Origin of the sequence: Acidiphilium sp. JA12-A1, assembly GCF_000724705.2 — a bacterium.
In the GTDB taxonomy this organism is placed as follows: domain Bacteria; phylum Pseudomonadota; class Alphaproteobacteria; order Acetobacterales; family Acetobacteraceae; genus Acidiphilium; species Acidiphilium multivorum.
Window position 1 is genome coordinate 1 of the sequence record NZ_JFHO01000066.1, and the last position, 12809, is coordinate 12809.

The following is a 12809-nucleotide window of genomic DNA, read 5'->3' on the forward strand; positions in this document are numbered from 1 at the left end:
GCCGAAGAAGGCGAGCTTGCCGGCATCAAAGAGCGCGAGCAGGCCGGTGACGAACAGGCGGCGGAACAACTTGCCCAGGACGCGCACCGGCACGAGGAAGGCCGGCCGCGTGGAGACCCAGCGCTCACCGTCGAGCGAGATGCCGCCGCCCGGCACGATCATGTGCACGTGTGGGTGGTGGGTCAGTGCCGACCCCCATGTATGGAGCACGGCGGTGATGCCGATCCGTGCGCCCAGATGCCGGGGATCGGCGGCGATCGTCAGCATCGTCTTGGCCGCGGCGTGGAACAGCAGGTCATAGACGGCAGCCTTGTTGTGGAAGGCGATGTCGGCGATCGCGGCCGGCACGGTGAAGACGACATGGAAATATCCGACCGGCAGCAGGTCGGCCTTGCGCGCGGTGAGCCAGGAGCGTGCGGCGGCACCCTGGCACTTGGGGCAGTGCCGGTTGCGGCAGCTGTTATAAGCGATCCGCCGATGGCCGCAGTCTTCGCAGGCTTCGACATGACCGCCCAGGGCGGCGGTGCGGCAATGCTCGATCGCCGACATGACCTTGAGCTGATGCAGGCTCAGCTGCCCAGCATGGGTGGCCCGATAAACGGGGCCGGCGGCGCGGAAGATATCGGCGACCTCGAGCGAGGCGCCCACCGCCTCAGCCGGCGGGGCGCTCCTGGTCGGCGGTCACGATCCCCAGCCTGTCCAGCGGACTGATCACGGCGCGCACGGTGCGCGTGGCGACCTTGGTGTAGAGCGCGGTGGTATTGAGGTGGCTGTGGCCGAGCAGGGCCTGGATCACGCGGATATCGACGCCGTCTTCCAGCAGGTGGGTCGCGAAGCTGTGGCGCAGCGTGTGCGGGCCGACCCTCTTGGTGATCTCCGCGGCCCGTGCCGCCTCGACGACGACGCGATGCAACTGCCGGGTGCTGATCGGCTTCGTCACTTGCTGGCCCGGGAACAGCCAGCCTTGTGCGTGCATCACGCCCTGTTGATGGCCGATCTTCCACCATTCACGCAGCAAGATCAGCAGATCCGCTGGCAGGATGGCATTGCGATATCGGCCCCCTTTGCCCCGCTCGACGCGGATCAGCATGCGCTCGCTGTCGATGTCGCTGACCTTCAGTGCCGCGACCTCGGCCACGCGCATGCCGGCACCATAAGCGACCGAAAGAGCCGCCTGATGCTTGAGGCAGGTGGTCGCGTTGAGCAGCCGTGCGACCTCATCCCGACTGAGCACGACGGGCAGGTTGCGAGGGTGCGGCGTCCGGATCAGCTTGCGCGCCAGATCAGGCCGGTCGATCGTTTGCGTGAAAAAGAACCGTAGCGCCGAGACGATGCTGTTCATGGTCGGTGTCGGCACCCCGGCATCGCGCTGCTCGATCTGGAAGCGGCGAAGATCTTCCGCCGTCGCCGTATCGGGTGAACGCCCCAGGAATGTGGCGAAGCGCCCCACGTCACGAAGGTAATTGCGGTGTGTCTCTCGCGAGAACCGACGCATGTTCATATCGTCGATCAAACGCTGGCGCAGCGGGCTGATCGCAGCAGTGCGGATTGATTCGTTCATCGTTCGGCTCCTTTCGGTTGAAAGAACCAAAGATGCTCCGTCACCGCCGGAATGCGCTCAATCCAGCCACAACGGCCAGGTCTCTAGCCGATCCCCCCCCCTCCCGCGCAGCGGGTTCGTTCTTCGGAGAATGGCTGAACCTAGTGGACGTTCACGCGTAGCGGACACGCGCTCGTATCCAGCTAGCCGATACGCCGAGGTTAACTCGAGCAATCCTGAAAGCCGTAGCTGACGAATACGTAGCTCGATGACTTGCTACTAAAGACGCAGTGATTGCGGTCCCCTCGAATGCAGCGACCGGATCGTTGGTGCGTATGCGGACAGGTCAGATGTGTCGACACACAAAAGGTGGACATAAAGGGGTTGCATGCCTCTCGGATTTTGGTAGTAGTGATTACAGCGACGTTCTGCGCGGAGGAAACAAAGTGGACCAGGGACTGCTTGATCGCCAGGCCGATGAAAGCCGGATCGCCGGATTGACAATGCGCTACGCCAGGCATCTCGCTGGCCTGCGCTACGAGAATCTGCCCGAAGAGGTCATCCTCAAGGCGAAGACAATCATTCGCGACGGCGTGGGTAACCAGATCGCTGCCTCCGCCATCGCCGAACCCGCCGCCCGCATAGTCGAACTGGTGCGTGGCTGGGGCGGCAAGCCCGAAGCCACGGTCACCGGCTACGGGCTGAAGGTGCCGGCGCCGATGGCTGTGCTCTGCAACGCCATGCTAGGTCACGGCGTCGAACTCGACGACGCACACGGCTCGGGCCTGATCAAGGGCGGCTCGGTCATCATATCCCTCGCGATGGCGAGTGCCGAGCTTGCCGGCTGCTCGGGCAGGGAGCTCGTCGCCGGCGTCGTTGGCGCCTACGAAATCGCCGTGCGCATCGCCAAGGCGATCAATCCCGGCCACCGCCAGCGCGGCTATCACACCACCGGTACTGTCGCCCTGCTCGGCGCGGCGGCGATGGCGACGAAACTGCTCGGCGGCGACGAGGAACAGATCGCCTGCGCCATCGGCCTCGCCGCGATGCAGTCCTCAGGCATCCAAGCGTATCTCGACGATTCCTGCATGGCCAAGCCTTTCAGCCCCGGCAAGGGGGCGATGAACGGCATGATGGCCGCGATCATGGCGCGCAGCGGGTTCACCGGCCCGCGCAAGGCGCTTGAATCGCGCGAAGGCTTCCTCAACGCCTTCACCAGCCGTTTCGACGCCGCCGAACTCGTCGAGGGGCTGGGCACCCGTCACGCGATCATGGAAGTCGGCTTCAAGCCACATGCCGCCTGCCGCTATGCGCATGGCCCGCTCGACCTTGCCCAGGCTGCCTATTGGGAGGACGGCGCGCGCCTTGCCGACGTCGAACGGATTAACGTGCACATGAGCGAGCTGGCAATCCGCCAGGCCTCGAAACTGCCCTGTCCGAACCTCAATGTGGCCATGGGCAGCACCCAGTTTGGCATCGCGCTCGCTCTCGCCCTCGGCAGCAACGGCCTGCGCGATTACTGGGCCGGCTTCGAGATGCCCGAAATCCACGACGCCGCGCAGCACCGCGTCACCCTCGTCGCCGAGCCGGCATTCGGCCTGGGCGGCCGCCAGGCGAGGATCGAGATCCGGCTCAGGAACGGGCAGACAATCCACCGCGAATCCTCCGAGCCGCGCGGTGAGCCGACCAACCCGCTCTCCGCCGAGGAGCTGGAACGCAAGTTCATCGGCATGGCCGCTCTCACCATCGACGACGAGCGCGCCACCGAACTCAATCGCACGCTGATGGATATCGAAACGCTCGAAAACGCTTCGATCATTCCCGGCATGACCGTGGTGGCCGATGGAAAGCCCGCACTCCGCGCCGCCTGAACCCATCCGGGTCAGCTATCCGCGGCAAAGATCCCTGCGCTGCCTGTTCATGCGCGGAGGATCGAGTCGCGGCGGCTTCTTTCTCGGCGAGGACCTGCCCGCGGACGAGCGCGAGCGCGGCGCTCTGCTGCTCGCCGCCTTCGGTTCACCCGACATGCGGCAGATCGACGGCATCGGCGGTGCAGATGCGTTGACAAGCAAGGCCGCGATCGTCGCGCCGTCGACACGCCCGGACGCCGATGTCGACTACACATTCTGTCAAGTCTCGCTTGACTCGGCGCAGATCGGCGTCGGCGGAACCTGCGGCAACATGCTCGCCGGCGTCGGCCCGTTCGCGATCATACGCGGCCTCGTTCCCCCCACAGCGCCGGAAACCACGGTCCGCATCCATGCGACCAACACCGGCCAGGTAATCATCGCGCGCATCCCGGTCGAGGACGGGCTGCCCGCGATCGAGGGGGATTGCGCAATTCCGGGCGTGCCCGGCACCGGGGCGCGAATCGGCCTCGATTTCGGCGACTGCTCTGGCGCGGTCTCCGGCCATCTGCTGCCCACCGGTAACGCGTATGACCGCATCTCCCTCGACGGTGTCGCGGCCGCGGTCTCGCTGGTCGACGCCGCGACGCCCTTCGTCTTCGTCCGCGCGTCCGATCTCGGCCGGAAAGGCACCGAGAGTGCAGCCTCCATCGCCGCCGACGAGGAACTCCTCGCCCGGCTCGAAGCCGTGCGGGGCTGGGCCGCCACCGTGCTTGGCCTCGCCGCCTCACCCGGGACCGCCCGCGCGGCGAGCCCTAACGTCCCGCGCGTGATCATGGTCGCCCCGCCGCAGGACTACGAAACGCCCGAAGGGATGATCGTCGGCGCCGGCGACGTCGATCTCTGCGTGCGCCAGATGTCCATGCAGCGGCCGCACAAGGCGCTGGCGGTCACCGGGTCGATCTGCACCGCCGTCGCCGCCGCAGTCGCAGGCAGCGTGATCGCCGAATCCGCCCTGGGCTGGCGCGGCGGTCCGATCCGGCTCGGCCATCCCGCCGGTGTGCTTCGCGTCAATGCCGACATCGCTGCTGAGGGCGAAAAGTTCCGCATCCGGTCAGCCGAGGTCGAACGCACGGCGCGTCCGATCATGGACGGGGTTCTCTACGTTCCCGCGGCGAAAATCGAGGCACTTGCCCGCGTCGTCACCATCTCCGGCGCGAAGCCGGCGGGAGACTGAGAAATGGAGCTCGCCCTGCCCCGCCATAATCCAAAGCCTCGCGCGCGCGGAATCACCGCGATGATCGATTTCGGGCCTGACACGTTCGGCTGGACCGGTCCCGCAGCGATCCACGACCTCATCGCCTGCGCCGGCGCCTATATCGACTACGCCAAGATCTACGCGCTCAATTCCCTGCTCATGCCTGAGACGACGGTGAAGATGATCGTTGCCACCTACGCCGATGCCGGCATCATGACCTATAGCGGCGGCATCTTGTTCGAATATGCCTGGCAGCGCGGTGCGCTCGATGAAATGCTGTCGCTGCTCGAACGCATCGGCATCCCGATGCTCGAAATCTCCGAGAACTACGTGACGCTCGATGACGACGAGCGGCTTCGGCTCATCGAACGATTTCAGTCCCACGGCTTCGAAGTGATCTACGAATTCGGGCGCAAGAATCCCGAAGCCGCCTTCACGGTGCAAGAGCTTGGCCGCCTCGTGGCCGACGTGACGGACGCGGGCGTCGCCCACGTGATCGTGGAACAGAGCGAGATCGACATGCTGGACGCGAACGCGATGAGGACGCTCGTGCGGCAGGACTGGTTCGCCAGCCTCCTGATCGAAACCGACCCCTACCGCTTCCCGCAGCAGCACGCCGAAATGCTGAATCTCTACGGTCCTGAAATCAATCTTGCCAATGTCACTCCCGGCCAGGTGCTCCGCCTCGAAGGTCTCCGCCAGGGGATCGGGCGCGCCGTCAATTACCGGCTGATGGCCTGAGACGGGCGCGATGGGAACGAACACCACACCGGCGATGACCGACCTGATCGAGCCACTTCGCAGCCTTGGCTTCACCGACTACGAGGCCCAAGCCTATATTGCCCTTCTCCGCGAAAGTCCCGTCACCGCCTACCAGGTTGGCAAGCAGACCGGCCTGCCGCGCGCCAACGTCTACGCGGCGCTCGAAACCCTGAGCAAGAAGGGCGCCTGCCAGCCGGTCACCGAGAACCCGGTGCGCTATGCGCCGGTCCGCCCCGAGGTGCTGTTTCCCCGGATGCAGACCGGCTTCGAAGCGCAGTGCCGCCGCGCCGCCGAAATACTGGCCGAGATCGACCGCCCGGACGGCGAGGAACATGTCTGGTCGCTGCGCGGCACCGAGGCGATCCACGCCAAGATCGCCGGCATGATCGCTTCCGCGACCCAGCATGTCTGGATCAAGGCGCACGAACGCCTGCTGCGCGACCATCGTCCCGCGCTTCTCGCCGCGGCCGAACGCGGCGTGCAGGTGGTCCTCATCGTTTTCGGCGATCCCTCGGTGGTCGACGAATATCCGCTTGCCCCGCCCAGCCGGATCTTCATGCACGAGAACAACGGCATCGAGGTCGGGCTTGGCTACACGCTCGTCACCGTCGCGATCGACTTTGCCGAGGCGCTGACGGTGAACACGGCGGAAGGCGGCATCGGCGCGCACACGCGCAACCTGCCGGTGGTCACACTCGCCGAGAGCCTGATCCGCCATGAAATCTACGTCGCCGAGATCTTCGCGCGCTTCGAACGCGAGCTCGACGCCGAATTCGGCCCGGCGCTGCTGCGCCTGCGCCAGAACTACCTGCCGGCCCCTCAGGCGGCCGCGCTCGACCGGCTGATCGCCGAGCGGCGGCGCCGGAAAAAAAACAAGAACGGAAAACAAGAAGAGGAAACGGGACATGGACGCGCCATGGCCAAATGAGGCGGAGATCGTCGTCGTCGGTGCCGGCAACGCCGCGATCTGCGCCGCTCTCGCGGCCGCCGAGACGGGAGTTGTGCCGCTGGTGATCGAGGCCGCGCCAGAGGCCGAACGCGGCGGCAACTCGGCCTACACCGCCGGCGCGATGCGATTCGCCTATGCCGATCTCGACGAATATGCCGAAGTGATCGACGAACTCAGCGAGACGGACCGGCGAGACGTCGATTTCGGCCGCTACACCGAGGATCGGTTCTTCGACGACCTGTTCCGCGTCACCGAAAACCGCTGCGACCCGGACCTCGCCGAAATGCTGGTCCGACGCAGTAGGGCTACCCTGGCCTGGATGCGCCGGCAGGGCATCCGCTTCCAGCCCAGCCTTGGCCGCCAGGCCTTCAAGGTGAACGGCAAGTTCCGCTTCTGGGGCGGCGTCGCCTGCGAGGTGGTCGGCGGCGGTCCCGGCCTCATTGACATGCTGTATGCGGCGGCTGGCCGCGCAGGCATCCGCATCGCCTACGAGACCCGGATGGTCGGGCTCGAGACCGATGATGAGGGTATCTGCGGCGTCCGCATCGAACATGGTGGACGGCGCCGCACCATCCGCACCCGCGCCGTCATCCTCGCCTGTGGCGGCTTCGAATCGAACGCCGAAATGCGGGCGCGCTATCTCGGCCCGGACTGGGACCTCGCGAAAGTCCGCGGCACGCGCTTCAATAACGGCGAGGGGATCAGCAGCGCCCTCGCGATCGGGGCGATGCCCGCCGGCCACTGGTCCGGCTGCCACGCGGTCGGCTGGGACCTGAACGCCCCCGCCTTCGGCGACCTTGCGATCGGCGACCAGTTCCAGAAACACTCCTACCCATTCGGCATCATGGTGAACGCTCGCGGCGAGCGCTTCCTCGACGAGGGGGCCGACTTCCGTAACTACACCTACGCGAAATACGGCCGCGAGATCCTGATGCAGCCGGGCATGTTCGCCTGGCAGGTGTTCGACGCGAAGGTTTCCCACCTGCTGCGCGACGAATACCGGATCCGCGAGGTCACCAAGGCCAGGGGCGATACGCTCGAGGAACTTGCCGCCGGCATGGAGGGGGTCAACGCCGAAGGCTTCCTGCGCACGGTTGCCACCTTCAACGAAGCCGTGCGCGAGGACATAACATTCGATCCGAACGTCAAGGACGGACGCGGAACCGCCGGCCTCGCCGTGCCGAAATCGAACTGGGCCAACACGATCGCCGAACCGCCTTTCGTCGCCTACGCCGTCACCTGCGGCATCACCTTCACCTTCGGCGGGCTGAAGGTGAACACCGAAGCGATGGTCGAGAATGTCGCGGGCGCGCCAATCCCCGGCCTGTTCGCGGCGGGCGAACTGGTCGGCGGCCTGTTCGCTTTCAACTACCCTGGCGGCTCGGGTCTCACCTCCGGCGCCGTGTTCGGCCGCCAGGCCGGTGAATCCGCCGCCCGGCACATCCTCGCCGCGCGGGAAGGACGCCGTTCCGCCGCCCAGTAGGAACCCGTGCATCGCATCCGAAACAGGATCACCAGAAGCCAGAACAAGGAAACGTCCCATGACCCAGCTTCTTTCCCGACGGAAATCCATGACGATCGCCGTCGCCGCGCCGGCGGTCGTGATACTGCCGCGTCTCGCCCGCGCGGGCCTGCCCACGGTTCACTACGCGATGCAGCGCGTGCCGGAAGATTTCGTCTACCGCGCCAGGAACTGGGCAGAACCCTACGGTGTGCATGTGGCCGGGACCGTCTCGCCCTCGGGGGTACAATCGATGCAGGCATTGCTCTCCGGCCGTTCCGATCTAGCCGACAGCGGATCGGGTCCCGCACTTAGCGCTTTCGGTCACGCATCCGGCGCACTCGTCATCGTCGCCGCCACCCATTCCGGCGGCCAGCGCCATGAGCTGATGGTGAAGCCCGGCGCGTCCTACAAGTCGCTCGCCGACCTCAAGGGCAAGCGCATCGCCATGCCGGTCGGTTCTGGAGCCTATATCATCTTCGAGCTCTATCTTAAGGAGAAGGGCTGGAAGAACAGCGACTTCCTCATCGTCAACATGAAACCCGGGGACATGGGGTCAGCCCTCGCTTCGGGCCAGATCGACGCCGCTTTGGTCTGGGAGCCAACTCCCTCGATCCTGGTGACCAAGGGCATTGCCAAGGTCATCCAGAGCTTCGGCGAGGTCAGTTCCGATCCGTCGCTCCTCATCGCGCGAAAGGCCTTCGTGGAGAAACATCGCGACGCCGTGGTGCGGGTCCTCGCCTCGATGATCGACATGTATCGCTTCATCAAGACGGACCCGACCGGTGCCGGCAAGCTCGCCGCGAAGGTCGCCGGCGAGAGCGGCGCCTCGGTCAGCCCCGCCGCCTTCACTCGCGCCTTCAATCATATGACCTTCGACATGCACATCACGAAGGCCGATATCGCGGCACTTGAAAGGGTCGGCGATTTCATGGTCAGGGAACACAAGATCGCGAAAGTTCCCGATTTCGGCAAGCTGATCGACCCCGAGCCGCTGCGCCTCGCCTTCACTATGGCCAAGGCCAAGGAAAAGCACTGAACCATGTCCGGTGCAGCCAGCATGGCGGGGCATGCCAGGGGACGGTGGCGTCCCTCGCGCAACATCTGCATTGGTGCCGCCTCGGTTGGGACGGTCCTTCTCCTCTGGCAGACCATGTCCAGTCTCGGCGTCGTGCCCACCGTGCTGCTGCCCGGGCCGGTCACGCTTGCCCGCCAGGCCGTCGTGCTCGCCGGGCAGGGCGGCGCGGTGCCGTTCCAGCTCGAACACGACATCACCCTGACTATGGTCCGCCTGCTCGGCGGCTTCGCCTGCGCCGTCGCTCTTGCCGTGCCGCTCGGCGTAATCTCGGCCATGTGGCCGCCGGCCGGCAAGCTGCTCCAGCCAGTCTTCGCCGTACTAATGGCCGTACCGGCTATCGCCATCGTGCCGATCCTCATGCTGATCACCGGCATCGGCAACGCGACCGACGTAACGGTCGTGATCTTCACCGCCTTTGTGCCTATCGCGGTCTACGTCCATGAGGGCGTGAAGCTGGTCGACAGGCGCTACTACTGGACCGCCCGTTCCTTCGGCTCCCGCCCAGTCGACGTCTTCCGCCACATCCTACTGCCCGGGATCGCCGTACCCTTGATCGCCGGACTGCGCATGGGCATGGGCTATGCTTGGCGCTCCCTGATCGCGACCGAAAGCCTGACCGCGTTGTCCGGTGGCCTCGGTTACTCCATCTTCCAGGCCGCCCAGTTCTTCGACACCCGCACGATCTATCTCTACATGGTCGTGATCGCGCTGCTGGGCTTCGGCATCGAAGCCCTGTTCCGCCATGCCGAACGTCGCACGGCGATCCGCTGGGGCGTAATTGCCTCGGGAGGCAGTCAGTGATGCAGCCGGCCCACGCTCGCGGTACCGCCTGCGAACCGCCCCGCCGCGGCCGCCTCGCCGGCTTCGTCCGGCGCCATTCCAACCCGCTGATCCTGATTGCACTGCTCGCAATCTGGCAGATGCTCGTCGGGTTCGGCCTCGTCCACAACCCAGCGGTCCCGAGCCCGACCGCGATCGCGCACAGCCTCTGGAAAGGCTTCCTTGGGCCGCACCACATCCTCGCGATCGCCACGGCCGCTACACTCGGCCGCCTCATCCTCGGCTTTGCGATCGCGCTCCTTGCCGCCTCGGCGCTGGGTCTGCTCGCCGGAAGGAACGACGACATTGCCGCCGCGCTCAATCCACTGGTGGCACTCTGGATCCCGCTGCCCGGGATCGTGACGATCCCCGTGCTCTCGCTCTGGCTCGGCGTGGGCCAGGCGGTGATCGTCTGCACGGTCATCTTTTCCGCCTGGATTCCGCTCTATCTCGGGGCGCTGCAGGGGGCCCGCTCGGTCGCCGCCCGTCAGCTCTGGGTCGCACGCTCCTACGGCGCCACCCGTTGGTCGACCGTCTGCCACATCATTGTACCGAGCGCGCTGGTGCAGATGCTGCCGGCGCTGCGCGTCGGAATGGGCTATGCTTGGCGTGCAGTGATCGCCGCCGAGATCATCACGCAGCACGGTGAAGGGCTTGGTGTCACCATCTTCGCGGCCCGTCAGTTCTTTGACGTGGCAACGATGTATGCCGGCGTTATCCTGATCGCGCTCCTCGGGCTCACTATCGAGAAGATACTGTTCCCACAGCTCGAACGCCGCACACTTAAGCGTTGGGGGCTGGTCGTATGAACGCCAGGACGCACGAAACCGAAGGAGGACTCGGCACGATGGACGGAAGCGTCACACCGGTTCAAGAAACCGGCCTCGCCGCAGGCCCGATTGTCGTCGAGGCCCGCAATCTCCACAAGGTCTTCACTCCGCAGGACGGCAACCCACCGGTCGTCGCCGTCGAGGACGTCTCGTTCCAGATCCGCCGCGGCGAGTTCACCGTGCTGCTCGGCCCGAGCGGCTGCGGCAAGTCAACCACGCTATACATGATCGGCGGCTTCGAGAAGGTTAGCGGCGGCGAGTTGATGCTGCACGGCAAGCCGGTTGCGGGACCGGGACCGGACCGAGGCATCGTCTTCCAGGACTTTGTGCTGTTTCCATGGCGCACCGTGCTCGGCAACATCATGTTCGGCCTCGAGATGATGCGCCGCTTCGACCGTGCCGAAATCCGCGCCCGGGCCGAGCATTACGTCCAGCATCTCGGGCTGGCCGGCTTCGAGAACGCCTACCCGAGCACGCTGTCCGGCGGCATGAAGCAGCGCATCGCGATCGCCCGCACGCTTGCCACCGAACCCGAGTTCATGCTGATGGACGAGCCCTTCGCCGCCCTTGACGCGCAGACGCGAGACCGGCTGATCGCCGACCTTTCACGGATCGCCGGGGAGCAGAACACAACGTTTGTCTTCGTCACCCACGATGTGCGCGAGGCGATCCGGCTCGCCGACCGGATCATCGTCTTCTCGCCGCGCCCCTCGCGCGTCGTCCAGTCAATTCCAGTAACCCTACCGCGCCCGCGTGACGGCTACGATCCGCGACTGCTTGAAATCGACCGCGAGCTGCGCTCCCTGATCGGCCGCCATGCGTCGGATGATCCGGCCTCCTGAGATACGGGATACTGGCTTTCGCCGTACAGAGGGATGGTTTTTGGGCCCGCCGCTTTCGCCGGCTCGGCCGTCATTGACGTTCGCCAGCGTCACCGAGACTTTCTCGACCAGCGCCGTGCTGGCATCAGCGCCGACCTGGGCTTTGAAGCCGTGGATGGCGGGTCATCTCTTATGCTTGACCCAGCGTCCTTCGCCATCGTCCTTATTTGCAGAAGCAATGATCGTCGTATTGACCAGGGTGCCGGTCTTCACTGTGATCGCCTTCGCTTTCAGCTGCGCAGTGATGGCCTCGAACAATCCACCATCGAGCCGGCGTGCCACCAGCAGGCGGCGAAAGCGCACGAAAGCTGTCCGCTCGGGCGTCGTCTCCAACCGCACAAAGCCGCAGAACCAGCGGAACGAAGCGCGGTCATCGAGAGCTTCGGCGAGTTTGACGTCGGACAGGTCGTGCCACATCGCCAGGCGCAGTGCCTTGACGATTGCCAGTGGCGGCCAACCGGGTTCACCTTTCCTTACCGGATGGAGCGGCCCAAGCAGATCAGAGATCGGCTGCCAATCAATAAGTTCTGACGGCGCGTCGAGCGAAGACGCGTCGCGTTCTGGTCCCGCCATGGCAAGCAGCTCTTGGCCAATCCGACGTCGCACCACTGAACCTCTCCATCTCCGAACGGCAACAGAGAATCAGCAACCCGAACCGCTGTCTACGCCTATCCGCGCACAGGTCTCTTATTTCGGCTTTCGGACCATGCCGAAGGGCGCCACACTGACCAGGATGGGTGCGGAGCCGACGGGTCGGCTGGTCTGAGCCCTAAGTTCCCGCCATTCAGGAGTAGAGTCTCATCCTCGAGTGATGCCCACGATTGGGCGTAGGTGCAACAGCCGGGTTGGGGGTTAACCCCCAACCCGGCGCGCCGCTGATTTTTCCCGCCACCTCTGCCGGGGTTTTGTTGCCCAGGCTCGAATGGGGGCGGTGATGATTATAGTCGTGACGCCAGGCGGCCAGCACGGACCTCGCTTGAGGCAGGCTCGTGAACAAGGTCTCGTTCAGACACTCGTCCCGGAGCCGGGCGTTGAAGCTCTCGACGAACCCGTTTTGCTGGGGCTTGCCGGGCGCGATGTAATGCCATTCCACGTTCCGCTCTTTCGACCAGCGCAGGATCGACATGCTGGTGAGCTCAGTGCCGTTGTCGCTGACCACCATGAGCGGGCGCGCCCCGCGCTCAGTGATCGCCATATCCAACTCGCGTGCCACCCGGGCGCCCGAAATTGACGTGTCGGCGATCAAGCGAACGCATTCGCGGCTGAAATCGTCCACGACGGCGAAGATCCGAAACCTGCGCCCGCATGTCAGGGCGTCGGAGACGAAATCCAGCGACCAGCGCT

At 65.3% G+C, this 12809-nt stretch carries 13 protein-coding genes; 9 read left to right on the plus strand and 4 right to left on the minus strand.

What is annotated here, in order from left to right; all coding sequences use genetic code 11:
* A partial coding sequence (locus RT91_RS13155; RefSeq protein ID WP_035187651.1) for a transposase zinc-binding domain-containing protein occupies positions 1-648 on the minus strand: 648 nt, incomplete at its 3' end.
* Positions 649-652: 4 nt separating this feature from the next.
* Positions 653-1561, minus strand: a complete 909-nt coding sequence (locus RT91_RS13160) for a tyrosine-type recombinase/integrase (RefSeq protein WP_011930581.1) — start codon at positions 1559-1561, stop codon at positions 653-655.
* A gap of 425 nt (positions 1562-1986) precedes the next feature.
* Between RT91_RS13160 and RT91_RS13165 the strand changes: the two genes are divergently transcribed.
* From RT91_RS13165 to RT91_RS13205, 9 genes are read left to right on the plus strand one after another with little or no spacing between them, the layout of a single operon-like run.
* Positions 1987-3411, plus strand: coding sequence for an MmgE/PrpD family protein (locus tag RT91_RS13165; protein ID WP_240314288.1), 1425 nt, complete (start codon positions 1987-1989; stop codon positions 3409-3411).
* A complete protein-coding gene (locus RT91_RS13170) occupies positions 3383-4624 on the plus strand; it encodes a 2-methylaconitate cis-trans isomerase PrpF family protein (protein WP_035187652.1) in 1242 nt (413 codons plus the stop codon). Before RT91_RS13165 ends, RT91_RS13170 begins: the two co-directional genes overlap by 29 nt.
* Before the next feature lie 3 nt (positions 4625-4627).
* Positions 4628-5386 carry a phosphosulfolactate synthase gene (locus RT91_RS13175; RefSeq protein ID WP_035187653.1) on the plus strand — a complete coding sequence of 253 codons (759 nt, stop codon included), beginning with the start codon at positions 4628-4630 and terminating at the stop codon, positions 5384-5386.
* Positions 5387-5396: 10 nt separating this feature from the next.
* On the plus strand, positions 5397-6335 hold the full coding sequence (locus RT91_RS13180) for a TrmB family transcriptional regulator (RefSeq protein ID WP_007421432.1): 939 nt from the start codon (positions 5397-5399) through the stop codon (positions 6333-6335).
* Complete coding sequence (gene tcuA, locus RT91_RS13185; protein ID WP_035187654.1) at positions 6313-7839, plus strand: FAD-dependent tricarballylate dehydrogenase TcuA; 1527 nt, start codon at positions 6313-6315, stop codon at positions 7837-7839. The genes RT91_RS13180 and tcuA overlap by 23 nt, the downstream gene beginning before the upstream one ends.
* 58 nt (positions 7840-7897) lie before the next feature.
* Positions 7898-8896 (plus strand): ABC transporter substrate-binding protein, encoded by a 999-nt coding sequence (locus RT91_RS13190; RefSeq protein WP_035187655.1) that lies wholly within the window; start codon positions 7898-7900, stop codon positions 8894-8896.
* 3 nt (positions 8897-8899) lie between these two features.
* The gene (locus RT91_RS13195) at positions 8900-9736 is read left to right on the plus strand and encodes an ABC transporter permease (protein WP_035187656.1); all 837 of its coding nucleotides are present in this window, start codon (positions 8900-8902) and stop codon (positions 9734-9736) included.
* Positions 9736-10563 carry an ABC transporter permease gene (locus RT91_RS13200; RefSeq protein WP_007421436.1) on the plus strand — a complete coding sequence of 276 codons (828 nt, stop codon included), beginning with the start codon at positions 9736-9738 and terminating at the stop codon, positions 10561-10563. Before RT91_RS13195 ends, RT91_RS13200 begins: the two co-directional genes overlap by 1 nt.
* Entirely contained in the window at positions 10560-11426 is an 867-nt protein-coding gene (locus RT91_RS13205; RefSeq protein ID WP_082468597.1) for an ABC transporter ATP-binding protein, read from the plus strand. Before RT91_RS13200 ends, RT91_RS13205 begins: the two co-directional genes overlap by 4 nt.
* 162 nt (positions 11427-11588) lie before the next feature.
* Here RT91_RS13205 and RT91_RS13210 read toward each other — a convergent pair whose 3' ends face one another.
* Together RT91_RS13210 and RT91_RS13215 are read right to left on the minus strand one after the other, a co-directional pair.
* Complete coding sequence (locus RT91_RS13210; RefSeq protein ID WP_240314291.1) at positions 11589-12038, minus strand: transposase; 450 nt, start codon at positions 12036-12038, stop codon at positions 11589-11591.
* A 211-nt stretch (positions 12039-12249) separates the two neighbouring features.
* A partial coding sequence (locus RT91_RS13215; protein WP_035187657.1) for an IS3 family transposase occupies positions 12250-12809 on the minus strand: 560 nt, incomplete at its 5' end.